Source organism: Flavobacterium sp. IC2-16, from assembly GCF_055521455.1.
Window position 1 is genome coordinate 855,860 of the sequence record NZ_CM145480.1, and the last position, 22,266, is coordinate 878,125.

Below are 22,266 nucleotides of genomic sequence, written 5' to 3' on the forward strand. Positions count from 1 at the left end.
ACCTTTGAACTTTATTCGCAACACAATGAGAAAAATTATAATTGCAAGTACTTCAACTCTTCATGGTGGTAGTTACTTAGACTATTTGCTTCCTGTTTTAAAAAATCATTTTAATGGTGCTACACGTATTTTATTTATTCCTTTTGCCCGACCTGGAGGAATTTCTCATGAAGAGTACACCCATAAAGTTAGTGAAGCTTTTTCAACTATAGGTATTTCGGTAAACGGAATTCATGAATACGAAAATCCAATTGAAGCATTAGAACAAGCAGAAGGCATTTTCACAGGTGGCGGGAACACTTTTCTTTTAGTGAGTCAACTATACAAATTTGGAGTAATGGAAGCTCTTCAGAAAACCGTTTCTCAGGGCACTCCTTATTTAGGAACTTCAGCCGGAAGTAACATATGTGGCTTGACCATGGGTACTACCAACGATATGCCAATAGTATATCCGCCAAGTTTTAAAACATTAGGCTTTGTTCCTTTCAATATTAATCCGCACTACCTAGATCCTATTGAAGGTTCCACTCATATGGGAGAAACACGAGAAACACGAATTAATGAATTCCACAAATTCAACACACAACCAGTAGTTGGCCTTAGAGAAGGAAGTTGGCTTGAAGTAACCGGCCCAAAAATTATTTTAAAAGGAAATTTAACAGCTCGAATATTTAGGCACAATGAAAGTCCGGTTGAAATTGAACCTGAAAGCGACCTTTCAAGCCTAAATTAGTAAGAAAATTTTCGTACTTTTGAATAAAAATAAACGTTATGGAAATTCGAATTGAAGCCATTCAGGTTGCAGAATCATTTAATATTCGAAAATTCCGATCGGAATATAGAGCTGAAGCATTTTTTAGTTCCACTTCCGAAGTATTCTACGCTCATAGCGAAAACCATCAATATCTTTATATTTTTGATTATGGCGTGGTCGTTTTTGCGAACTATGATGCCGTTGGAAAAAGTGAATTTTTAAAGTTTATTCAGAATTACAGCAATAATCTTTTATCGATTGATATCTCGGAAGAATACAAAATTCAAGTCGATTCCAGTCTTCATAAGTTCACGGTAAAAAACAATTATGTCTCAGTTCCTACAATAGATTCTTCACTGCTTCGCATCATCATGCTAAATATTGGACAATCTGTTGCATTAGATTATTACGAAAAACTTACCGATGAGCTTATTTCGTCATCAAAAAGCTATATTATCCAGTTGGAAGAACGAGGAAAGCTAAACATTTCTAAAACCGATTTACTAAAATATATTGGAAAAGTACTAAACGTAAAAAATAGTATTATTGACAACCTATATATACTAGACGATCCTAATTTGGTATGGGACAATGAAAATTTAGATTTACTCAACAAAAGTTTAAAAAGCAATTTCGACATCAATTCCCGCTTTAAGGATCTTGACTATAGATTGCAAATTGTAGAAGACAATCTTACACTCTTTACAGATGTTTTAAATGTTCGGGAAAGTGCTCGATTAGAATGGATTATTATTATTCTAATTGCCTTTGAAATTGCCTTGACGCTCTTTTCACACAAATAACAGAATCCAAAAAATAAAACCATAAAAAAACCCACACTTTATCGGTGTGGGTTTGCCCTTTTGGAGCGGAAGACGAGGGTCGAACTCGCGACATTCAGCTTGGAAGGCTGACGCTCTACCAACTGAGCTACTTCCGCATTTTGATGCTTTTTAAAACTTCATCGGGTTTTCCAAGAGCGGAAGACGAGGGTCGAACTCGCGACATTCAGCTTGGAAGGCTGACGCTCTACCAACTGAGCTACTTCCGCATTTCAAACAAAGCCTTATCTACAAAGAGATTCATGTACTTTGATTGTGGGTGCAAATATAAAAAAATATTTTTGTTACAAACAAACTTTTTTTGATAAAAATATTTCACCCTTACAAGCAACTGTGAGACTTTTTTTGCATCTATAAGAGTAATTTATTTATTTTTAATCCGTTACAATGCATAACGCAATTTTAAATTTTTAAAGGATTATGATATTTATTCGTCAAATCGATGCTGAAGAAACCTATCCGGTAAGGCATCAAGTACTTCGAAAAGGAAAAAGCTTGGAATCTTGTCAGTTTGATGGTGACGATTTAGGCACAACTTCTCATTTTGGCTTATTTGAAAACGATGATTTGCTAGGCGTTATTTCCATTTTTAAAACTGAAAACGAAACGTTTCAGAAAAAAGAACAATACCAAATTAGAGGCATGGCTATATTGGAAGAACACCAACGCAAAGGCCACGGAATCTTACTTGTAAAAAAAGCCGAACATTATATTGCAGAAAAAAAAGGAAGCTTTATTTGGTTCAATGCCCGTGAAAATGCTGTTCCTTTTTACGAACGCTTTGGATATTCAAAAAACAACCAACCTTTTGATATTCCAGATATCGGCACGCATTTTGTTATGTATAAAACCATTTAAAAATTAAAAACCATCGAAAGCGACTAAAATTTCGTAACTTTCAGTAGTAAAAAATAAGCCTAAATATGCTGTATAAATACTTCTTTTTTATCCTCCCCATCCTTTTCATCAGTTGTAAAAAAGAAACAGCTCTGGCCAGCACAACCCAAAAAGATACGATTAAAGTTATCCCGATTTCATCACCAAAATCGGTTGCAATAGATACTCTACTTCTTACCTCAAAATCGGAACGAATCAAAGAATTTTACAAAAACAATCTATACAAAACTGTTTGGACCGAAATTGAAGACCGAAAACAACTTATCGATTTAATCAATTCAACAGAGTTAGAAGGGCTTGACCCCGACGATTATTCGATTGCAAAAATTGAGAAAAAAGAAAAAAACAGAGGGCAGTTATCGGACAAAGAACTTGCCGCTATTGATATAGTAATGACCGAGTCTTTTAATCGATTAGCCAACCATCTATACAACGGAAAATTAACTCCTTCTGTCCTTTATAACGATTGGGAAATAAAAGAAAAAGACCTTAAAGCTATCGATTTACTGCAAGAAGCTATTAGAAACCACTCTATAGAACAAACACTAGACACTTTAAAACCCAAGCATATTGTTTATGAACGTTTGAAAAAAAGTCTAGCTAAAATTAAGAGCTTACCTAACGATGACTTTGAAGCAATAGTACAAAACGACAAAATAAATCCAAACGATTCTACTCCAACTATTAAAGCCATTAAAAGAAGGCTTGCTTTTTGGGGCGATTATACGATGCAAGATTCTATAACCGATTTATATGATTCAAAAACAGTAGAAGCAGTTAAACGTTTTCAACAAAGGCATGGTTTAACCGTTGACGGCGTAATTGGAAAAGGAACCATTGCAGCCTTAAACTTTACTAAAAACCAGCGCAAACAACAAATCATAGCCAACTTAGAGCGCTGGCGTTGGTACCCAAGACATTTGGGCGACAATTACATTATGGTAAATATCCCTGATTTTAAACTAGTTGTAGTAAAAGATAAAGATACCGTACGAACACATCGAGTTGTTGTAGGTCGTGAAAAAAGACGAACGCCTGTTTTATGTTCTAAGTTCAGTAATTTAATTATAAACCCCACTTGGACAGTCCCTCCTACTATTATTAAAGAAGATCTAGGCCCAACAGCTGCCAAAAATCGAAGTTATTTTACCTCAACACGAATTACGATTTACAATGCCCGTGGTGAGGAAGTTAGCCCTGCAGCTTGGAATGCTGCCAAACCCAACAATTACCGATATGTTCAAAAACCAGGCATAAACAACTCCCTCGGACTCGTTAAATTCAATTTTCCAAACAATCATTTGGTCTATTTACACGACACCAATCATCGTGATTTATTTGGTTTGAATTCGAGAGCGCTTAGTTCGGGCTGTGTACGAGTAGAAAAACCTTTGGATTTAGCTTATTATATTCTTGAAAACGACGAAAATGTCATGAATAAAGAACGCGTAGAAAAACTTATCGAAAGCGGTAAAACATCGGGAATACCATTAAAAAAATCCATTTTCATCTACCAATTGTACTGGACAGCTTGGATGGACAAAAATGGATTACTACAATTTCGAAATGATATTTACAATTTCGATTTTGATTTGTATCAGAAGTTACGAAATTAACTTCGACTTGATTTCATAAGATCGTGATGGATGATAAATAAACAAACACGATTTATCTTTTATTAAATTAATGATTTCTTGATGAATAGCATAAGGAACTGCAGGACAACCTTGGCTTCTTCCTAATCTGCCTTGTTGCTTGATGATGGTTTCAGAAGCATAATCAGCTCCGTGCATAACCACTGCTCTATCTCTTGCATTGCTATTAATTCCATATTCTAAACCATCCAAACGCAAAGACAATCCATGTTTTCCATTATAGGTTTCTCCAGTTGCGTAAAACCCTAAGCTACTTTTATTTGAGTTGTTTTCATTTGAAAAAGAATTAGCATATTCCATCCCGCTGTTTCTTCCATGAGAAACAACCGATTGCAACAATATAGTATTAGTTGCCATATCGATAACCCATAATCTTTTTTTAGTAGACGAAAGACTAAAATCGATAATTGTCAAAACTTCTTTCTGAATTTTACCTTGCTCTTTTAATTGATAATATCCTTCCAAGGCTTTAGAAAAACATTCCAATTTTGGCATCTGAAATGTCTTCACATCCAAAGAATTGTATAACGTTTTAATTTTTGCCTCCAAAGACACTTTGGCATTCGCAGCAATTAGTTTCGGGTCGTTGTGTTCGTTTATCGTTGCGGGTTTAAACGATAACAGAAATACAAACAATACTGGAAAAATTCTGTAAATCATTGACAATCTATTAATTAAGTTGGTTTTAGTTGAGAACAAATATGAAATAAAAAATAATACCATGCAACTTTTTTTTGCACTTTGTCGGTAAATTTTAACATTTCATCGACTTTATTTGTTTCTAAAGACGTTAAACATTTCTTAATTCTTACAAAACCTCATCCTTTTAAGTATCTTTGACATGTCAATCATCAATCAAAAAAATCAATGCTTTTTCGAATTAACCCACTCACTTTTCTGCTAATCAGCTTTATAGGATTCGCCCAAACTACAATTCCGGAAGACAATCTACCTGAAAAACAAAAAAAAAGACTAACTGCTTTCAAAAAAAAAGCAGCTATCATTATTGACGGAAAACTTAACGAAGAGGATTGGCAATTGGCCGAAACCGCAACAGATTTCGTTATGTTTGAACCGGACAACGGAAAGCCTTTAGCACATGAAAAACGCACCGAAGTAAAAATACTCTACGACAATGAAGGGATTTACATAGGAGCTATTATGCATGATGATCCGACAAAAATCTTAAAAGAAATAACCAAGCGAGACAACTTTGGCACTTCCGATTTCTTTGGTATTTTCATTAACGGCTATAACGATGGCCAACAAGATTTTCGTTTTTTTGTTAGCGCCGCCGGAACTCAAATGGATGCTTTAGCCACCGAAGGAAACGAAGATTATTCATGGGATGGTATTTGGAACAGTAATGTAACCCTAACCGATTATGGCTGGGTGGCCGAAATGAAAATTCCATATGCTGCGCTACGATTCGCAGAAAAAGAAAAACAAATTTGGGGTGTTAATTTTTTTAGAGAAATTAGAAGAGACCGTCAAAAATTTACTTGGAATCGCATTAACAATAAAATTGGTGCCATTATCCAGCAGGCAGGTATTTTAGAAGGCATTGAAAATATTACAACGCCAACCCGTTTGTTTTTTATTCCGTACACCTCCAATTATTTAAGCACCAATCAAAAAGGTACCGAGAACAAATTCAAAGCGGGAATGGACATTAAATACGGGATAAATGATTCCTTTACTTTAGACGCTATTTTAGTTCCTGATTTCGGGCAAACCACATTCGATAATGTAGTCCTAAATCTTGGTCCTTTTGAACAACAGTTCAATGAAAACCGCCCTTTTTTCACCGAAGGAACCGATTTATTTAGCAAAGGAGGCTTATTCTATTCGAGACGAATTGGAGGCTCGCCCTCTACGTATCCAAATACCACATCCGATGAAGAGGTAATAGATTACCCAAAAAACGTCAATCTTCTCAACGCTATGAAAGTATCCGGAAGAACTTCTAGCGGTTTAGGGATTGGTGTACTTAACGCTGTAACAGAAAAAACAGATGTGACTATTCGAAACAATGTAACCGGCGAAACTCGCACAGAAACTGTTGAACCCCTAACAAACTTTAATGTTTTAGTATTAGACCAACGCTTTCGTAAAAATTCATCTGTGTCATTTGTGAACACCAGTGTCATGAGAAGTGGCGAATTTAGAGATGCCAATGTTTCGGCTTTGCTATTTGATTTAAACACAAAAGCAAACACCTATAAACTTTCCGGAAATGCGAAATTCAATCACATTAATGATATAGGAGGCAATTCGAACGGTTATGCCAGTTATTTAAACGTTAGTAAAACAAGTGGAAAATATCGTTTCACGGTTAACGGAAGTTATGTATCTGACAAATACGATATTAATGATATGGGCATTAACTTCATCAACAATTACCATAACATTTATGCCAATGCTAATTATCGCATTTTAAACCCTAATAAAATTTTCAATACGTTTAATATTAACACCAATTATTACGCAGAATTTCAAAATACAACTGGTAGAGCTCAAGAAGCTTATTTCAATATAAACATTAACACAACCAGTAAAAAGAACCATTATTTTGGAGGAGGTTTGCAAATAAATCCGTTTGAAACGTACGATTTTTACCAACCCAGACAAGAGGGTAGATTTGTTTACAATCCAAAAGTTATAAGTAGTTGGTTTGATATTTCTACCAATTACAACAGCCCATTTGCACTAGACACTGGTATGTGGTATGATCGTTACAATCAAGACTTACGTGAGAACATAGGATTATATGTGAGTCCGAGATACCGTTTTAGTGACAAATTAAATTTGATTTACTTTTTTCAAAACATCAGACAAAACGCAGACAAAGGCTGGGTAGATTACGACAGTGTGAACGACAAAATTATTTTTGCCAACCGAAATCGAAATACTATTGAAAATCGAATTACGGGAAAATATGCGCTCAATCACAAAATGACATTCAATTTGAATATCCGATATTATTGGTCATATACCGAAAACAAAAACTTCATGAATTTGACCGATGATGGCCATTTCGAACCCAACACAAGCTACAAAGAGAATCAGAACATCAACTTTAAAATCTGGAATTTTGATTTATCGTATTCGTGGTGGTTTGCTCCGGGAAGTCAATTGTCCTTATTATACAGAAACAATGCGCTTCATTCGGAACAACGTGTAAACAAAAACATTATTGATAATTTAAACCACACATTAAGCAATAATCTAAATAATATTTTTTCGATTAGTGTTCGCTACTACATCGATTACAATCAAGCTAAAAGTTGGGTTAAAAAAGTGTAATTCTGATTTTCAACTAACGATGATTGTTTATCTTTGTTGAAATTCTTCATTACATGAACAAGAAAGTAATCTTAATGATTCTTGATGGCTGGGGAAAATCTCCAGATCCGAAAGTTTCTGCTATTGACAATGCCAATACCCCTTTTATTGACAGCTTATACAACAAATATCCAAACGCAACTTTGCGAACTGATGGTTTAAATGTAGGATTACCCGAAGGTCAAATGGGAAACTCTGAAGTGGGTCACATGAATTTAGGGGCAGGTCGAATTGTTTACCAAGATTTAGCCAAAATAAATTTAGCTGTACAAAATAAAACCTTAAACCAAGAAAGGGCGCTTAATGAGGCATTTGCTTACGCGAAAGAAAACAATAAAAATGTTCATTTCTTAGGGTTAGTATCAGATGGTGGTGTTCATTCACATACATCACATTTACGCGGCTTGCTGGATGCTGCAGAAAATTATGGCTTAAAAAAAGTATTTGTTCATGCCTTTACAGATGGCCGTGATGTTGATCCAAAATCGGGCGCTAAGTACATTGAAGATTTAAACACATACTTAAAAAACTCCTCTGCTAAATTAGCATCCATTGTTGGTCGTTATTACGCAATGGATCGCGACAAAAGATGGGAACGCGTTAAAAAAGCTTATGATTTGATTGTTAATGGTGTAGGTATTCATTCTATTGACCCAGTAATGAGTATTCTTGCAAGCTACCATAACAATATTACCGATGAATTTATTGAGCCCATTTTAATGGTAGACGAACATAATCAACCAATTGCTACTATTAAAGAAGATGATGTTGTTATTTTTTTCAACTTCAGAACCGATCGCGGAAGACAACTAACTGAAGCACTTTCACAACAAGATTTCCACGAGCAAAATATGCATAAAATGAATTTGTACTATGTTACAATGACAAATTATGACGATACATTTAAAAATGTTCATGTAATTTACGACAAAGACAACATTACCGAAACTTTGGGTGAAGTGTTAGAATACAATAATAAATTACAAATTCGAATTGCCGAAACTGAAAAATACCCCCATGTAACCTTTTTCTTTTCCGGAGGTCGCGAAACTCCTTTTATAGGTGAAAGACGTTTACTTTGTCCGTCACCAAAAGTTGCAACATACGATTTAAAACCGGAAATGAGCGCTTTCGAGATTAAAGACAAATTAATCCCAGAACTAAAAAAAGGCGAAGTAGATTTTGTATGCTTAAACTTTGCAAACGGCGATATGGTTGGCCATACTGGTGTTATGGAAGCAGCTATAAAAGCATGCGAAGCGGTTGATGTTTGCGTTAAAGAAGTCATTGAAACCGCATTAGAAAACAATTACACCACTATAGTTATAGCCGATCACGGGAATTGTGAAACCATGATTAATCCTGACGGCACACCTAACACGGCACACACTACCAACCCAGTACCGATTATATTGGTTGACAACAAATTAAAACATATTAACAGCGGTGTTTTAGGCGATATCGCTCCAACAATTTTAGAATTAATGGGAATTGAAAAACCCGAAGTAATGACAAGACATTCACTTTTATAATTATGAAAAAATCACTTATTCTTTTAACGCTTGCATTTGCTTTTGCTGGATGTAATGCTCAGAAAAAACCAATAATGACTTCCGAAGTTACAACTGTAAAATCAAACGATATGCTTGTTGGCAAACAAAACCAAAGCGAATTATTAAAACTACCATATTCTATTTGGTATACTCCAAATCACGACAATTACAAACCCAATGCTACAGCGGTTGCTGAATTAAAAAAACATTTGGACGGCATATCTATTACCATTTTTATGGGTACATGGTGCGAGGACAGTCAACAACGAATTCCTGAATTTTACAAAATTCTAGAAGAAATCGGATTTGATGCTTCTCAAGTTACCCTAATTACTGTAGACCGAAGCAAAACAACTCCAGATCATCTAGAGAAAGATCTAAACATCACCAATGTACCTACTTTAATTTTTTACAAAAAAGGAACAGAATTACAACGCATAGTTGAAAGCCCGGTAGAAACCCTTGAAAAAGACATGCTTAAAATTCTAACTGGTCAACCCTACAAACACAACTACCAAGATTAATAAATAAAATCTTTACCTTTGCCCTCCAATATCGACAGCTATGATTATCATTAAAACTCGTGAAGAAATAGAATTGATGCGTGAAAGCGCACTTATAGTTTCTAAAACATTAGGGATGATTGCTTCAGAAATCAAACCTGGAGTTAGCACTTTATATCTTGACAAGTTAGCCGAAACTTTTATTCGCGACCATGGAGCTACACCTGCTTTTTTAGGCATGTATGGTTTTCCAAACTCCTTATGTATGAGTCCGAATTCACAAGTTGTCCATGGCATTCCCACAGACAAACCTTTGGAAAGCGGTGATATCATTTCTGTAGATTGTGGCGCCTTGAAAAACGGATTTTACGGTGATCACGCTTATACTTTTGAAGTTGGCGAAGTAAACGAAGCAACCAAAAGGCTTTTAAAAGTTACTAAAGAATCGCTATACGTTGGAATTCGAGAATTAAGAACTGGAAACCGAACAGAAGATGTTGGAAATGCTATTCAGAAGTATTGTGAAAACAATGGCTACGGAGTAGTTCGCGAGTTAGTTGGCCATGGTATTGGACGTACCATGCATGAAGCTCCTGAAATGCCAAACTACGGAAAACGCGGAAAAGGAAAACTGCTACAAGAAGGCATGGTAGTGGCTATCGAACCTATGATTAATCAGGGGACTAAAAACATCAAACAACATAAAGACGGGTGGACAATTACAACTGCGGATGGTAAACCATCGGCACATTTTGAACACGATGTTGCTATTATAGACGGAAAACCAGAACTTCTGTCAACATTCGCTTATATTTATAAAGCACTTGGAATTACTTCAGATGAAGAAAACGAATTTAGAAAACAACCTTTTGTACTCTAAATGAAAAAGATTTTTAAATTCATTTTAAACACCATTCCAAGACCCATTCTCATTCGTTTGAGTATCGTGGTTCGACCTATTTTAGCACTAGTATTAAAAGGAAACACATTCACCGACCCGATTGACGGGAAAAGCTTCCGAATGTTTCTTCCCTACGGCTATGGAACACAACGCAACAATGTGTTATCTCCTAGCACTTTATCACTAGAAAGACACCGTTTATTGTGGCTATATCTTAAAAATGAAACCGATTTTTTTACCGCTACTGAAAAGAAAAAAGTGTTGCATTTTGCACCAGAACAGGAATTTTATAAGCGCTTTAAAAAACAATCGAATATCGATTATACCACAACCGATTTACTGTCTCCTTTGGCCGATGTAAAAGCCGATATTTGTAATTTACCTTTTGAAGATAACGCTTTCGACATTCTATTTTGCAATCATGTTTTGGAGCATATTCCAGACGACACTAAGGCCATGCAGGAATTATATCGTGTTTTGAAGCCTGGCGGTATGGGTATTTTCCAAATTCCACAGGATTTATCACGCGAAACAACTTTTACAGACGATTCGATAACCGATCCAAAAGAACGAGCAAAAATTTTCGGTCAATACGATCATGTTCGTGTATATGGCAGAGACTATTTTAACAAACTAAGGAGCATTGGTTTTACAGTAATTGAAGAAGATTATACTGCTAAAATAAGCCCTGAATTAGTTGAAAAATACTGTTTAGCCAAGGGAGAAATCCTACCTATTTGCTTTAAATAAACAAAAGCTTTGGAATAGATTTTGATTAAAAGAAAATCATTACTTTTATAATCCCAGATATCGAATATAATTTATGATTTTCAATAAAAACTATTTTCTAACACTACTTCTCTTTTCACTAGGGCTTTTTGCTCAAGTTGAAAAAGAGACTCCTCCCCCTTTTAATATCAAAACTGTTGCTTTTGTTCAAAACGGCAACGTTATGATACCTATGTTTCGTTTAGGTGATAATTTTCAGCTTGAATTTGACGATTTGTATGGTAATGAAGAAGACTATTATTACACCATAACACAGTACAATTACGATTGGAAACCAACTCAGTTAGCAAAATCTGAATACTTACAAGGAATTGACGGACAACGTATTATGACTTACGAAAACTCATTCAACACCTTACAGATTTTTTCACATTACACCTTAACTTTCCCAAATCGATTCAACCATATTCTTTTAAGTGGAAACTATATGGTAAAAGTCTTTAACTCAGATCAAGAACTTGTTTTTTCCCGTAAGTTCATTTTATATGAAGAACATGTTTCAGTTCCTCTAAAAATAAAACGTTCCAGAGATTTAAGTACCATTTACGGAAAACAAAATCTTGATTTTGTAGTACAAATGGGAGATAATATTCTACAGAATCCTATTCAAAATGTAAAAGTGGCTTTGTTTCAAAACGGTCGTTTCGACAATGCTATTTATAACATTAAACCACAATACACATTGGGCTCGGATTTAATTTATCGATACAATAAAGAAACTCAATTTTGGGGCGGCAACGAATTTTTATTCTATGAAAATAAAAACATTCGAGGGTTAGGCAACAACGTCATGAAAATAACTGCTGGAGAAATATACAACACCCATTTATTTACCAGCGCGGCAAGAGCCAACAATCCGTACACGTATTATCCAGATATTAATGGTGGCTTTTTCGTTAATAAAGTCAATGCCGAAAACAATGCTTTGGAAGCCGATTATTCATGGGTTTATTTCACTTTAAGTACAAATCCGTTTCTTCAGGACAAAGACATTTATGTAGTTGGCATGTTTAACAACTACACTATTGCTCCAGAATTTAAAATGGACTACAATACTGAAACTGGTTTGTTCGAAAAACCAATTCTATTAAAACAAGGATTTGTAAATTATCAGTATGTGGTAGCCGACAAAACCGGTAAAATCGATTATGAAAATCCCGTAGATGGTAATTTCTATCAAACCGAAAACAATTACTTCGTTTTAGTTTATTACAGAGGAAACAATGACCGTTACGACAAGATAATTGGACGCGGAATAGCTAATTCAGAAACGATTACAAACTAAAAAAATCATAATTTTAATTTTCTAAAATAAATATTTCTTATTTTTGGAAAACATAACTATACATTTTTCTTAAAAAGAGATTATGGTTTCACAGATTACGAGCGGTATAAAAATTTCAGTTTTGACTAGTTTTGAAGGCACTTACTTCAAAAACTACAAAATTCATTTTGCCTTTTCGTATGAAGTTACTATCGAAAATCAAAGCAAAGATTCGGTACAATTAAATTCTCGTCACTGGGAAATTCATGATTCCTTAAACGATCTTGAAATTGTTGACGGAGAAGGCGTAATTGGTAAAAAACCCGTTCTAAAACCTGGAGAAAAACACACGTATAGTTCTGGTTGCCTGCTTTCTTCTCCATTTGGAGCCATGCGCGGTTATTTCAATATGGTGAACTTTACCTCTACGAGAAGTTTCCGTGTAATCATCCCTACTTTTAAATTAAGTGCACCTTTTGCCTTAAACTAAACTCAAAATTTTACAAAACCATTAACAATTAACCGATTAGCGTATTGGCTAATAATTTGTATCTTCGCTACGCGAAATTTTTTCAAAACACAAATACAACAAATTATGCCAAAAGGAATTTACAATGTTCCCAAAGCGGTTAACGAGCCAGTTAAATCATACGCTCCCGGAACACCGGAAAGAGAAGCTGTAGCTGCAACTTTCAAACAAATGTTCAACAGCACCGTAGATGTGCCTTTATATATCGGTTCCGAAGAGATTCGTACCGGAAAAACCAAAAACATGACACCTCCGTTCGACCACAAACACGTGGTTGGACAATATCATGAAGCCGAAAAAGAACATATCGAAAAAGCTATTGCATCAGCTTTAGAAGCTAAGAAAAAATGGGCAAACATGCCTTGGGAGCAAAGAGCATCGATTTTCTTAAAAGCAGCAGAATTATTAGCAGGTCCTTACCGTGCTAAAATCAATGCCGCTACCATGATTGCACAAGCAAAAACGGTACACCAAGCAGAAATTGATTCAGCTTGTGAGTTGATTGACTTTTTGCGTTTCAACGTACAATTCATGACACAAATCTATGCGGAACAACCGGTTTCTTCTGAAGGAATTTGGAACCGTATGGAACACCGTCCGTTAGAAGGATTCGTTTATGCGATTACACCGTTCAACTTTACAGCGATTGCGGGTAACCTTCCAGCTTCTCCAGCATTAATGGGGAACGTAGTGATTTGGAAACCGGCAGCTACACAAGTATATTCTGCCAATGTAATTATGGAAGTTTTCCAACAAGCTGGCTTACCAGCTGGGGTTATCAACATGATTACCGGTAATTCAGGAATGATTTCTGACACTTTATTAGCTAGTCCTGATTTCGCAGGAATCCACTTTACAGGATCAACAGGCGTATTCAATGACATGTGGGCAAAAATCGGACAGAACATTCACAACTATAAAACGTATCCAAGAATTGTAGGAGAAACAGGTGGTAAAGATTTTGTTTTAGCACATCCTTCTTCAATTCCTGCACAAGTAGCAACTGCTTTATCTAGAGGTGCTTTCGAATACCAAGGACAAAAATGTTCGGCTGCTTCAAGAGCGTATATTCCAGCTTCAATCTGGCCAAAAGTAAAAGAATTATTGTTAGCCGATTTAGCTTCTATGAAAATGGGATCTCCGGAAGACATGAGCAATTTCGTTTCTTCGGTAATTTCAGAACAATCGTTTGACAAATTAGCCGGATTCATTGATCAGGCGAAAAAAGATAGTGATGCAGAAATCATCGCAGGTGGAAATTATGACAAATCTGTTGGATATTTCATCCAACCGACGGTTATTGTAACTACGAATCCGAAATACAACACCATGTGTACAGAGTTATTCGGACCAGTACTTACCATCTACGTATACGAAGATACAAAATGGACAGAAACCTTAGCTTTAGTGGACGGAACATCAAGCTATGCCTTAACAGGAGCTATTTTCAGTCAGGATCGTTACGCAATTGCAGAAGCAACTAAAGCCTTAGAAAATGCTGCCGGAAACTTCTACATCAACGACAAACCAACTGGAGCAGTTGTAGGACAACAACCATTTGGTGGTGCTAGAGCTTCGGGAACGAACGACAAAGCGGGTTCTGTCTTGAACTTATTGCGTTGGGTTTCGCCAAGAACGATTAAAGAAACATTTGTAACTCCAACCGATTACAGATATCCATTCTTAGGTTAAGAACAAATCTTATAAAACAAAAAGCCGAATCAGTTACGATTCGGCTTTTTCAATTCTTATCCCTTTATTCTCTTTACACTTTATACTTTAAAGGCAAATGAACTACTTTCTTCGTTTCAAAAAATTCATCTTCAAAGAAATCAGACAAATTATACAAGGTTGCTTTTGGAAAATCTTGCAATTCTTCTGTCAAGTCACCACCTTTTAAATAAAGTATTCCGTTCTTCAACTCGTGATTACTTTTCTTTTTGATTTTGTCTTTCACCCATTTGTAAAAATCCGGCATATTGGTCACCGCTCGACTCACGATGAAATCAAAATCTTCTTTCACATTTTCGGCACGCATTTGTTCTGCTCTAACATTTTGCAACCCCAATCCTTTAGCAACTTCGTTAACCACTCGGATTTTCTTACCAATAACATCTATCAAATAAAAATCGGTTTCCGGAAACAATATCGCCAACGGAATCCCAGGAAATCCACCCCCTGTACCCACATCTAAAACTTTTGCGCCCGGCTGAAACTCCATAACCTTCGCAATTCCCAGCGAATGCAATACATGCTTGGTGTACAACTCATCGATATCTTTTCGAGAAATCACGTTAATTTTAGAATTCCAATCGGTATACAGACCTTCTAACTTTTGAAATTGTTCCAGTTGAATATCTGTAAGATTTGGGAAATGGTTTACAATGTTCTGCATTATTAACAGTTTTTGGCAAAAATACATATTTTGAAGTTGAAAATTTTATTCATTTTAACGAAATACATATTTATTAATAATTACCTTTGAACGATTTAAATGAAATTGAACATGGATAGCAATGCTCCTATTTTTTCAAAAGCAGATAGTCTGAAGTTTTTCAGAACGTTGAACAAACGCGTAAACGACTATTTCAAAGAAAACAACATCAAAAAAACCGGGAATTGGAAACTCCATTTGAAAACAATCATTATGTTTTCCATTTTCTTGACACCCTATTTTTTAATCCTTACTCTAAATTTGCCGCTTTGGGCTCATCTTCTATTAACGATTGTTATTGGAATTGGAATGGCCGGTGTTGGAATGAATGTAATGCACGACGGTAACCACGGCTCGTATTCTTCGAAACCTTGGTTAAACAAAATAATGGGTGGAAGCATATATATTCTTGCAGGAAATGTATACAATTGGCAAGTTCAACACAATGTACTTCACCACACGTATACCAACATTCACGGTCATGATGAAGACTTAGAAGCAGGAAGAATTATTCGATTTACAAAACATGCCGATTGGGCTCCAATTCATAAATTTCAACAGTATTATTCTGTATTTTTATACGGCTTGTTAACGTTCAACTGGGCTATTACAACCGATTTCAAACAAATGCGCAGTTACATCAAGCGAAAACTATCGTATGGTGAATTTCCAAATCCAGTTAAATTATGGAGCACTTTGGTTATTACAAAACTGATTTATTTTTCAATTTGGCTGGTGGTTCCTATGCTTTTAGGAATTGTTTGGTGGGAAGTTTTATTAGGCTTTTTTATTATGCATTATACTGCTGGCTTAATTTTAAGTATTGTATTTCAATTAGCACATGTGGTAGAAGAAACCGATCATCCGCAACCGGATGAAAACAATGAAATTGGAAATACCTGGGCAGCACATCAATTGTTTACAACTGCAAACTTCGCTCCGAAAAACTGGTTGGTAAACTGGTATACCGGTGGTTTGAATCACCAAATTGAACATCATATTTTTCCAAATATCAGCCATGTTCATTATGGAAAAATTGCAGAAATTGTAAAGCAAACTGCAATAGAATGCAATCTACCGTATTATGAATTTAGAACCATGCGTTCTGCTGTATATTCTCATTTCAAACACTTAAAAGAAATGGGACAAAAACCAAAATTAGCATAACATAACTACATAACACACTACTTATGAACCCGTTATCGGACAGAATTAACAATCTGGCAGTATCGCAAACATTAGCAATGGCCGCAAAAGCCAGAGAACTTAAAGCACAAGGAATAGACATTATTAGTCTGAGTTTAGGAGAACCCGATTTCAATACTCCAGATTTCATTAAAGAAGCTGCAAAAAAAGCTATCGATGAAAATTATAGTACTTATACGCCAGTTGAAGGCTATTTAGAACTAAAAGAAGCTATTTGTCGTAAATTTAAAAGAGACAATAATTTAGATTACAAGCCTTCCCAAATTGTAGTTTCTACAGGAGCAAAGCAATCACTTTACAATATTGCGCAAGTAATGTTAAACGATGGCGATGAAGTAATTTTACCTGCACCATATTGGGTAAGTTATTATGAAATCATCAAGCTATCTGGCGGAATACCTGTTGAAGTTCCCACTACAGTGGAAAGCGATTTCAAAATCACACCAGAACAATTAGAAGCTGCCATTACCCCTAAAACAAAAATGATGTGGTTCAGCTCACCATGTAATCCCAGTGGTTCAGTATACAATCGAGAAGAGTTAACTGCAATTGCTAAAGTTTTAGAAAAACATCCAAACATATACGTAGTATCAGACGAAATCTACGAACACATTAACTTTTCGGGAACATTTTGCAGTATTGCATCCATTCCGGGAATGCTAGACCGCACTATTACTGTTAATGGTGTTGCTAAAGCTTTCGCTATGACCGGTTGGAGAATTGGTTATATTGGAGCACCCGAATTCATTGCTAAAGCTTGTACCAAAATTCAAGGCCAAGTAACCAGTGGTGCCAATTCTATTGCACAAAGAGCAACCATCACAGCTGTAGAAGCCAATCCAAGTGTATTAAAATATATGGTAGATGCCTTTCACAGCCGAAGAGATTTAGTTGTTAGTTTACTACGCGATATTCCTGGTATGAAAATCAATGTACCTGAAGGTGCTTTTTATGTTTTTCCAGATGTTTCCGCATTTTTTGGCAAAACATTACAAGGAGTAAAAATCAACAATGCCGATGATTTCTCAATGTATCTTTTGGAACACGCCAATGTAGCAACCGTAACAGGAGATGCTTTTGGTAACCCTAACTGCATTCGATTCTCTTATGCAACCAGCGACGATTTACTTAAAGAAGCGTTACGAAGAATTAAAGAAGCCGTAGCTACTTCAGATGTATTAGCATAACAAAAAGCCTCAAGATAACTTGAGGCTTTTTTTATTTTACATTATTCTAAATACGTTACACCTATAACTTTGTGATTTTTTAAATTCAATTCTAATAAAAATTACAATTTTGTGATTAAATGATATTTGTAAAAAATTTGATTACAAAAATGTGATTATTTTATCTTTAAAAACAATAAAATCACATTGTCAAAACTCCAAAAGCAAATTTGCCAAAACACCTAAAAATCTTACCTTTACCAACTAAACTACTACACTACAACAATGCAAAAGAAAATACTATTATTAGGCTCAGGCGAGTTAGGAAAAGAATTTGTAATTGCGGCACAGCGCATCGGACAAAAAGTAATTGCTGTTGACAGTTACGAACATGCCCCAGCCATGCAGGTTGCGCACAGTTACGAAGTTATTAATATGTTAGATGGCGCCGAATTAGACCGAATTGTAGCCAAACACCAACCCGACTTTATTGTTCCCGAAATTGAAGCCATACGTACCGAACGTTTTTACGATTATGAAAAGCAAGGTATTACTGTGGTTCCTTCTGCAAAAGCAGCCAACTTTACCATGAACCGAAAAGCAATTCGTGATCTAGCTGCAAAAGAATTAGGTTTACGAACTGCTAATTATCGTTATGCTACAACTAAAGACGAATTGGAAAAAGCAGTTGCTGAAGTTGGAATGCCATGTGTTGTAAAACCCTTAATGAGTTCTTCCGGAAAAGGACAATCGACTATCAAAACACAAGACGATATTGAAAAAGCTTGGAGTTATGCCGTAGATGGTTCACGAGGCGATATTATTGAAGTTATTGTAGAAGCTTTTGTTAATTTTCATTCGGAAATCACGTTACTGACTGTTACACAGAACAATCGCCCAACATTATTTTGCGCTCCAATTGGTCATCGCCAAGAACGAGGCGACTATCAAGAAAGTTGGCAACCGGCAAGAGTATCCGAAGCAGCTATTTTAGAAGCACAGGATATGGCTCGAAAAGTCACCGAAGCCTTGGGTGGAGCCGGATTATTTGGCGTAGAATTCTTCTTAACCCATGAAGGTGTTTATTTTTCAGAACTATCTCCTCGTCCTCACGACACCGGAATGGTTACTTTGGCAAAAACACAAAATTTCAATGAATTTGAATTGCATCTACGCGCCATTTTAAGTATTCCTATTCCAGAAATCACATTAGAGAGAAACGGAGCCAGTGCTGTAGTTTTAGCTTCGGAAAATTCGAATAACCCAACATACGATGGAATCGAAAAAGTAGCCTCACTATCGAAAACTGATTTTCGCATTTTTGGCAAGCCAACGTCAAGACCTTACAGAAGAATGGGTGTAGTTTTAGTAAACGATACACTTGAAACCCCAATTGAAGAAATTATTGAAAAAGCAAAAAAAACTGCAACTTTAGTAACCGTGAATCCATAGACCATGAAAAAACTATTAACCATACTTTTTACTGTGACAGCTGTTTCACTTTATGCTCAAGAAAACAAAGGCAAAACCGAACAAAAAGACACAAAAAAAGAAAAAACCAAAACGCAAATTGTAGAAGCGGCTTGCGGTCAATGTCAATTTGGAATGACCGCTAAAAAAGGTTGCGACTTAGCCGTTCGTATTGATGGGAAAGCCTATTTCGTAGAAGGCTCTTCAATAGATCAACATGGTGATGCTCATGAACATGATGGTTTATGCAACGCTATCCGCAAAGCTGAAGTTTCCGGTGAAATTATAGACAATCGTTTCCAAGCCACCACTTTTGTTTTGATTGAAGAGAAAAAATAGAAAAACAATATAAAAGAATGACCAAAGAACAAGAAGCTATCAGCGCGACATACTTCAGTATTATTGGGAATACATGCTTAGCCATTGTAAAAGGGCTAGCAGGTTTTTTTGGAAATTCTTATGCCTTGGTAGCCGACGCGATTGAATCTACCGCCGACATTTTTGCTTCTTTTTTAGTATTGTTCGGTATCAAATATTCTAACAAACCGGCAGATGACAACCATCCTTACGGTCACGGAAGAGCCGAGCCTTTGGTAACTTTTATTGTCGTTGGCTTTTTAATTACCTCAGCAACCATAATCGCTTACGAAAGTATTCTGAACATCGGCACACCACACGACCTCCCAAAATCATGGACATTAGTCATTTTAGGGGTAATCATCCTGTGGAAAGAATATTCATTTCAAAAAGTAATGAAGAAAAGTATTGAAACCAACAGTTCTTCTTTAAAAGCCGATGCCTGGCACCATCGAAGCGATGCCGTGACTTCTGTAGCGGCGTTTATCGGTATATCGATTGCTTTAATTTTTGGAAAAGGCTATGAATCGGCCGATGATTGGGCAGCCTTATTCGCATCCTTCTTTATTTTATACAACTGTTATCTGATTTTCCGTCCTGCTCTTGGCGAAATTATGGACGAGCATCGTTATGACGATTTAGTAGACCAAATCAGAGCGATTTCCATTACGGTAGAAGGAATTCTTGGAACCGAAAAGTGTTTTGTCCGAAAAGCCGGCATGAAATACCATATTGATTTACATGCCATTGTTGACGCTAACATTACTGTAAAAGAAGGCCATGATTTAGCACACAAATTAAAAGACACCCTAAGAAGTGAGTTAATGGAATTGGGACATGTTTTAATCCATATCGAACCCAACGAATAACAAAACAAACATGAACTTACTACTGGAAAATATTGCCAAACATGTTTCACTCACAACTGATGAGCAGGAACGTGTTTTGGCATATACTGAACAACATCACTACAAAGCAAAAACGATTTTATTAAAGTCGGGTGACATTTGTAAACATTCCTATTTTGTAACCAAAGGCATCATCCGAAGTTATACTCTAGACGAAAATGGCGTAGAACACATTGTGAGTTTTGCCTGTCAGGGTTGGTGGATTGCCGATATGTATAGTTTTTTATCGCAATTGCCAGGCCAACTGTATATTGAGGTTAACGAAGATGCCGAAGTTTTATTACTATCTAAAGAGAATCAAGATTTGCTGTATAAAGAAGTCCCAAAAATGGAACGCTTTTTTAGAATTCTAATCGAAAACTCATTAGTCGCCAGTCAACAACGACTCATAGATAACCTCAGTTTTACAGCTGAAGCGAGATATGACAAGTTTTCAAAAAAATACCCCGAATTAATCCACTGCCTCCCACAAAAACAAATTGCATCCTATATTGGAGTTACTCCCGAGTTTTTCAGCAAAATGAAAGCCCGACTTCTCAAGAAATAATCGCAGTTTTCAGTTATAGTCAATAGTAAAATATTAAAACAATTACTAAAAAAATAGTCCCGAATTCTCAAGGACACTGAGCAACTAAGGCTATTATGAGCAAAACATATTTTGACTTCCCATACAAACTTTGCAACTCAGTTACTCTGTAACTTTATAACTCTAATAAACATTTCTTAATCTAGGTTAAGGACTTCTCCCTCATCCTGAACGTAACTTTGCAATACAAAAAATCAGAGTTATGAACCGAAAAGATTTTATCCGAAAAACACTCTTAGGCAGTGGCGCTGTAATTACAGGAAATGCTTTAGCCAAAAAGAGTTCAGAATCCGAGGAAAAAACTATCGGATTCAATCATATTCAAAACACAAATTCAAAGATTATGGAAAATGTTATTTTACATAAAGCCGATACGCGTGGTAATGCAAATCATGGCTGGTTACAAAGTTTTCACACCTTTAGTTTCGCCAATTATTATAATCCGGAGCGCATGAATTTTGGAGTTCTTCGCGTCTTGAACGATGACACTGTTGCTGCTGGAATGGGCTTCGGAAGACATCCACACCAAAACATGGAAATCATTAGTATTCCATTAGAAGGCGATTTGGAACATCAGGACAGCATGGGCAACAAAACCGTAATTAAAAACGGAGACATACAGGTAATGAGTGCCGGAACCGGAGTACAACACAGCGAATACAACAAAAACGAAGACAAAGCCGTGAAATTTCTTCAAATTTGGGTGATTCCGAACAAACAAAACGTTGCGCCGCGTTACGACCAAATTACGCTAAATCCGGAAGAACGTCACAACAAATTGCAGCAAATTCTATCTCCAAATCCAGAAGATGCAGGAGTTTGGATTCATCAAGATGCTTGGTTTCACTTAGGGAAATTTGACAGTGGTGTTGCAATAAATTATGCTTTCAAAAAACCAGGAAACGGTTTATATGTATTTGTTTTGGAAGGCAATATTACCATAAATGGACAAAACCTAAATAAAAGAGATGGTTTCGGAATTTGGAATACCAATGAAATTTCCATTAAAGCCGATTCGGATGCCGAATTTTTACTTATGGAAGTCCCAATGGAAATATAAGTAGCAGTATCCAGTCACAGTAAGCCGTTAACCAAACTAATTCTAAA

General features: G+C 36.0%; 21 protein-coding genes and 2 tRNA genes. 19 read left to right on the plus strand and 4 right to left on the minus strand.

Annotated elements, in window-relative coordinates; all coding sequences use genetic code 11:
* Nucleotides 1–25 precede the first annotated feature (25 nt).
* A complete protein-coding gene (gene pepE / locus ACZ1JT_RS03830) occupies nucleotides 26–733 on the plus strand; it encodes a dipeptidase PepE (protein ID WP_465094841.1) in 708 nt (235 codons plus the stop codon).
* 38 nt (nucleotides 734–771) lie between these two features.
* A complete protein-coding gene (locus tag ACZ1JT_RS03835) occupies nucleotides 772–1,557 on the plus strand; it encodes an RMD1 family protein (protein WP_465094842.1) in 786 nt (261 codons plus the stop codon).
* A gap of 61 nt (nucleotides 1,558–1,618) precedes the next feature.
* On the opposite strand, the gene ACZ1JT_RS03840 is transcribed toward ACZ1JT_RS03835, so the two are convergent.
* A tRNA-Gly gene (locus ACZ1JT_RS03840) sits at nucleotides 1,619–1,694 on the minus strand.
* A 38-nt stretch (nucleotides 1,695–1,732) separates the two neighbouring features.
* Nucleotides 1,733–1,805 (minus strand) — tRNA-Gly (locus ACZ1JT_RS03845).
* A gap of 211 nt (nucleotides 1,806–2,016) precedes the next feature.
* Here ACZ1JT_RS03845 and ACZ1JT_RS03850 point away from each other — a divergent pair.
* A complete protein-coding gene (locus tag ACZ1JT_RS03850) occupies nucleotides 2,017–2,454 on the plus strand; it encodes a GNAT family N-acetyltransferase (RefSeq protein ID WP_465094843.1) in 438 nt (145 codons plus the stop codon).
* A gap of 65 nt (nucleotides 2,455–2,519) precedes the next feature.
* Nucleotides 2,520–4,109: a L,D-transpeptidase family protein gene (locus ACZ1JT_RS03855; protein WP_465094844.1), complete on the plus strand. Its 1,590-nt coding sequence runs from the start codon at nucleotides 2,520–2,522 to the stop codon at nucleotides 4,107–4,109.
* On the opposite strand, the gene ACZ1JT_RS03860 is transcribed toward ACZ1JT_RS03855, so the two are convergent.
* Nucleotides 4,098–4,808: a murein L,D-transpeptidase catalytic domain family protein gene (locus ACZ1JT_RS03860; protein WP_465094845.1), complete on the minus strand. Its 711-nt coding sequence runs from the start codon at nucleotides 4,806–4,808 to the stop codon at nucleotides 4,098–4,100. The two genes, ACZ1JT_RS03855 and ACZ1JT_RS03860, sit on opposite strands and share 12 nt — an antisense overlap.
* 207 nt (nucleotides 4,809–5,015) lie before the next feature.
* On the opposite strand from ACZ1JT_RS03860, the gene ACZ1JT_RS03865 reads away from it, so the two are divergent.
* From ACZ1JT_RS03865 to pruA, 8 genes are all read left to right on the plus strand, one after another.
* Complete coding sequence (locus ACZ1JT_RS03865; protein ID WP_465094846.1) at nucleotides 5,016–7,454, plus strand: DUF5916 domain-containing protein; 2,439 nt, start codon at nucleotides 5,016–5,018, stop codon at nucleotides 7,452–7,454.
* A gap of 53 nt (nucleotides 7,455–7,507) precedes the next feature.
* Nucleotides 7,508–9,025, plus strand: a complete 1,518-nt coding sequence (gene gpmI, locus ACZ1JT_RS03870) for a 2,3-bisphosphoglycerate-independent phosphoglycerate mutase (protein WP_465094847.1) — start codon at nucleotides 7,508–7,510, stop codon at nucleotides 9,023–9,025.
* 2 nt (nucleotides 9,026–9,027) lie between these two features.
* Nucleotides 9,028–9,570, plus strand: a complete 543-nt coding sequence (locus tag ACZ1JT_RS03875) for a thioredoxin family protein (protein WP_465094848.1) — start codon at nucleotides 9,028–9,030, stop codon at nucleotides 9,568–9,570.
* 40 nt (nucleotides 9,571–9,610) lie between these two features.
* Nucleotides 9,611–10,429, plus strand: a complete 819-nt coding sequence (gene map / locus ACZ1JT_RS03880) for a type I methionyl aminopeptidase (protein ID WP_465094849.1) — start codon at nucleotides 9,611–9,613, stop codon at nucleotides 10,427–10,429.
* Nucleotides 10,430–11,200 (plus strand): class I SAM-dependent methyltransferase, encoded by a 771-nt coding sequence (locus tag ACZ1JT_RS03885; protein ID WP_465094850.1) that lies wholly within the window; start codon nucleotides 10,430–10,432, stop codon nucleotides 11,198–11,200. It abuts the gene before it with no gap.
* A 73-nt stretch (nucleotides 11,201–11,273) separates the two neighbouring features.
* Nucleotides 11,274–12,524, plus strand: a complete 1,251-nt coding sequence (locus ACZ1JT_RS03890; RefSeq protein ID WP_465094851.1) for a type IX secretion system plug protein — start codon at nucleotides 11,274–11,276, stop codon at nucleotides 12,522–12,524.
* Between the two features lie 82 nt (nucleotides 12,525–12,606).
* Nucleotides 12,607–12,993, plus strand: coding sequence for a Co2+/Mg2+ efflux protein ApaG (gene apaG, locus ACZ1JT_RS03895; protein ID WP_023575468.1), 387 nt, complete (start codon nucleotides 12,607–12,609; stop codon nucleotides 12,991–12,993).
* Nucleotides 12,994–13,098: 105 nt separating this feature from the next.
* Nucleotides 13,099–14,724: an L-glutamate gamma-semialdehyde dehydrogenase gene (gene pruA, locus ACZ1JT_RS03900; protein WP_465094852.1), complete on the plus strand. Its 1,626-nt coding sequence runs from the start codon at nucleotides 13,099–13,101 to the stop codon at nucleotides 14,722–14,724.
* A gap of 73 nt (nucleotides 14,725–14,797) precedes the next feature.
* Here the strand turns inward: pruA and rsmG are convergent, their stop codons facing one another.
* A complete protein-coding gene (gene rsmG / locus ACZ1JT_RS03905; RefSeq protein WP_465094853.1) occupies nucleotides 14,798–15,427 on the minus strand; it encodes a 16S rRNA (guanine(527)-N(7))-methyltransferase RsmG in 630 nt (209 codons plus the stop codon).
* A 111-nt stretch (nucleotides 15,428–15,538) separates the two neighbouring features.
* Here rsmG and ACZ1JT_RS03910 point away from each other — a divergent pair, with 111 nt between their 5' ends.
* The 7 genes from ACZ1JT_RS03910 to ACZ1JT_RS03940 all read left to right on the plus strand — a co-directional run bounded on the left by ACZ1JT_RS03910 (nucleotide 15,539) and on the right by ACZ1JT_RS03940 (nucleotide 22,219).
* Nucleotides 15,539–16,633 (plus strand): fatty acid desaturase family protein, encoded by a 1,095-nt coding sequence (locus tag ACZ1JT_RS03910; protein WP_465095273.1) that lies wholly within the window; start codon nucleotides 15,539–15,541, stop codon nucleotides 16,631–16,633.
* 23 nt (nucleotides 16,634–16,656) lie between these two features.
* Nucleotides 16,657–17,859 carry a pyridoxal phosphate-dependent aminotransferase gene (locus ACZ1JT_RS03915; protein ID WP_465094854.1) on the plus strand — a complete coding sequence of 401 codons (1,203 nt, stop codon included), beginning with the start codon at nucleotides 16,657–16,659 and terminating at the stop codon, nucleotides 17,857–17,859.
* A gap of 264 nt (nucleotides 17,860–18,123) precedes the next feature.
* The gene (gene purT / locus ACZ1JT_RS03920; RefSeq protein WP_465094855.1) at nucleotides 18,124–19,290 is read left to right on the plus strand and encodes a formate-dependent phosphoribosylglycinamide formyltransferase; all 1,167 of its coding nucleotides are present in this window, start codon (nucleotides 18,124–18,126) and stop codon (nucleotides 19,288–19,290) included.
* A gap of 3 nt (nucleotides 19,291–19,293) precedes the next feature.
* Entirely contained in the window at nucleotides 19,294–19,647 is a 354-nt protein-coding gene (locus tag ACZ1JT_RS03925; protein WP_465094856.1) for a DUF6370 family protein, read from the plus strand.
* 17 nt (nucleotides 19,648–19,664) lie between these two features.
* A complete protein-coding gene (locus ACZ1JT_RS03930) occupies nucleotides 19,665–20,534 on the plus strand; it encodes a cation diffusion facilitator family transporter (protein WP_465094857.1) in 870 nt (289 codons plus the stop codon).
* Nucleotides 20,535–20,544: 10 nt separating this feature from the next.
* Nucleotides 20,545–21,120: a Crp/Fnr family transcriptional regulator gene (locus ACZ1JT_RS03935; RefSeq protein ID WP_465094858.1), complete on the plus strand. Its 576-nt coding sequence runs from the start codon at nucleotides 20,545–20,547 to the stop codon at nucleotides 21,118–21,120.
* A gap of 382 nt (nucleotides 21,121–21,502) precedes the next feature.
* The gene (locus tag ACZ1JT_RS03940; RefSeq protein WP_465095274.1) at nucleotides 21,503–22,219 is read left to right on the plus strand and encodes a pirin family protein; all 717 of its coding nucleotides are present in this window, start codon (nucleotides 21,503–21,505) and stop codon (nucleotides 22,217–22,219) included.
* Nucleotides 22,220–22,266: the final 47 nt, after the last annotated feature.

What these genes read in the sequence shown, in the direction of transcription:
- ACZ1JT_RS03925 (WP_465094856.1), top strand. Translation starts at nt 19,294, where the DNA reads ATGAAAAAACTATTAACCATACTTTTTACTGTGACAGCTGTTTCACTT.
- ACZ1JT_RS03890 (WP_465094851.1), top strand. Translation starts at nt 11,274, where the DNA reads ATGATTTTCAATAAAAACTATTTTCTAACACTACTTCTCTTTTCACTA.
- ACZ1JT_RS03855 (WP_465094844.1), top strand. Translation starts at nt 2,520, where the DNA reads ATGCTGTATAAATACTTCTTTTTTATCCTCCCCATCCTTTTCATCAGT.
- ACZ1JT_RS03860 (WP_465094845.1), bottom strand. Translation starts at nt 4,808, where the DNA reads ATGATTTACAGAATTTTTCCAGTATTGTTTGTATTTCTGTTATCGTTT.
- ACZ1JT_RS03885 (WP_465094850.1), top strand. Translation starts at nt 10,430, where the DNA reads ATGAAAAAGATTTTTAAATTCATTTTAAACACCATTCCAAGACCCATT.
- ACZ1JT_RS03835 (WP_465094842.1), top strand. Translation starts at nt 772, where the DNA reads ATGGAAATTCGAATTGAAGCCATTCAGGTTGCAGAATCATTTAATATT.
- gpmI (WP_465094847.1), top strand. Translation starts at nt 7,508, where the DNA reads ATGAACAAGAAAGTAATCTTAATGATTCTTGATGGCTGGGGAAAATCT.
- apaG (WP_023575468.1), top strand. Translation starts at nt 12,607, where the DNA reads ATGGTTTCACAGATTACGAGCGGTATAAAAATTTCAGTTTTGACTAGT.
- pruA (WP_465094852.1), top strand. Translation starts at nt 13,099, where the DNA reads ATGCCAAAAGGAATTTACAATGTTCCCAAAGCGGTTAACGAGCCAGTT.
- ACZ1JT_RS03935 (WP_465094858.1), top strand. Translation starts at nt 20,545, where the DNA reads ATGAACTTACTACTGGAAAATATTGCCAAACATGTTTCACTCACAACT.
- ACZ1JT_RS03875 (WP_465094848.1), top strand. Translation starts at nt 9,028, where the DNA reads ATGAAAAAATCACTTATTCTTTTAACGCTTGCATTTGCTTTTGCTGGA.
- ACZ1JT_RS03865 (WP_465094846.1), top strand. Translation starts at nt 5,016, where the DNA reads ATGCTTTTTCGAATTAACCCACTCACTTTTCTGCTAATCAGCTTTATA.
- ACZ1JT_RS03930 (WP_465094857.1), top strand. Translation starts at nt 19,665, where the DNA reads ATGACCAAAGAACAAGAAGCTATCAGCGCGACATACTTCAGTATTATT.
- purT (WP_465094855.1), top strand. Translation starts at nt 18,124, where the DNA reads ATGCAAAAGAAAATACTATTATTAGGCTCAGGCGAGTTAGGAAAAGAA.
- rsmG (WP_465094853.1), bottom strand. Translation starts at nt 15,427, where the DNA reads ATGCAGAACATTGTAAACCATTTCCCAAATCTTACAGATATTCAACTG.
- ACZ1JT_RS03915 (WP_465094854.1), top strand. Translation starts at nt 16,657, where the DNA reads ATGAACCCGTTATCGGACAGAATTAACAATCTGGCAGTATCGCAAACA.
- ACZ1JT_RS03940 (WP_465095274.1), top strand. Translation starts at nt 21,503, where the DNA reads ATGGAAAATGTTATTTTACATAAAGCCGATACGCGTGGTAATGCAAAT.
- ACZ1JT_RS03910 (WP_465095273.1), top strand. Translation starts at nt 15,539, where the DNA reads ATGGATAGCAATGCTCCTATTTTTTCAAAAGCAGATAGTCTGAAGTTT.
- pepE (WP_465094841.1), top strand. Translation starts at nt 26, where the DNA reads ATGAGAAAAATTATAATTGCAAGTACTTCAACTCTTCATGGTGGTAGT.
- ACZ1JT_RS03850 (WP_465094843.1), top strand. Translation starts at nt 2,017, where the DNA reads ATGATATTTATTCGTCAAATCGATGCTGAAGAAACCTATCCGGTAAGG.
- map (WP_465094849.1), top strand. Translation starts at nt 9,611, where the DNA reads ATGATTATCATTAAAACTCGTGAAGAAATAGAATTGATGCGTGAAAGC.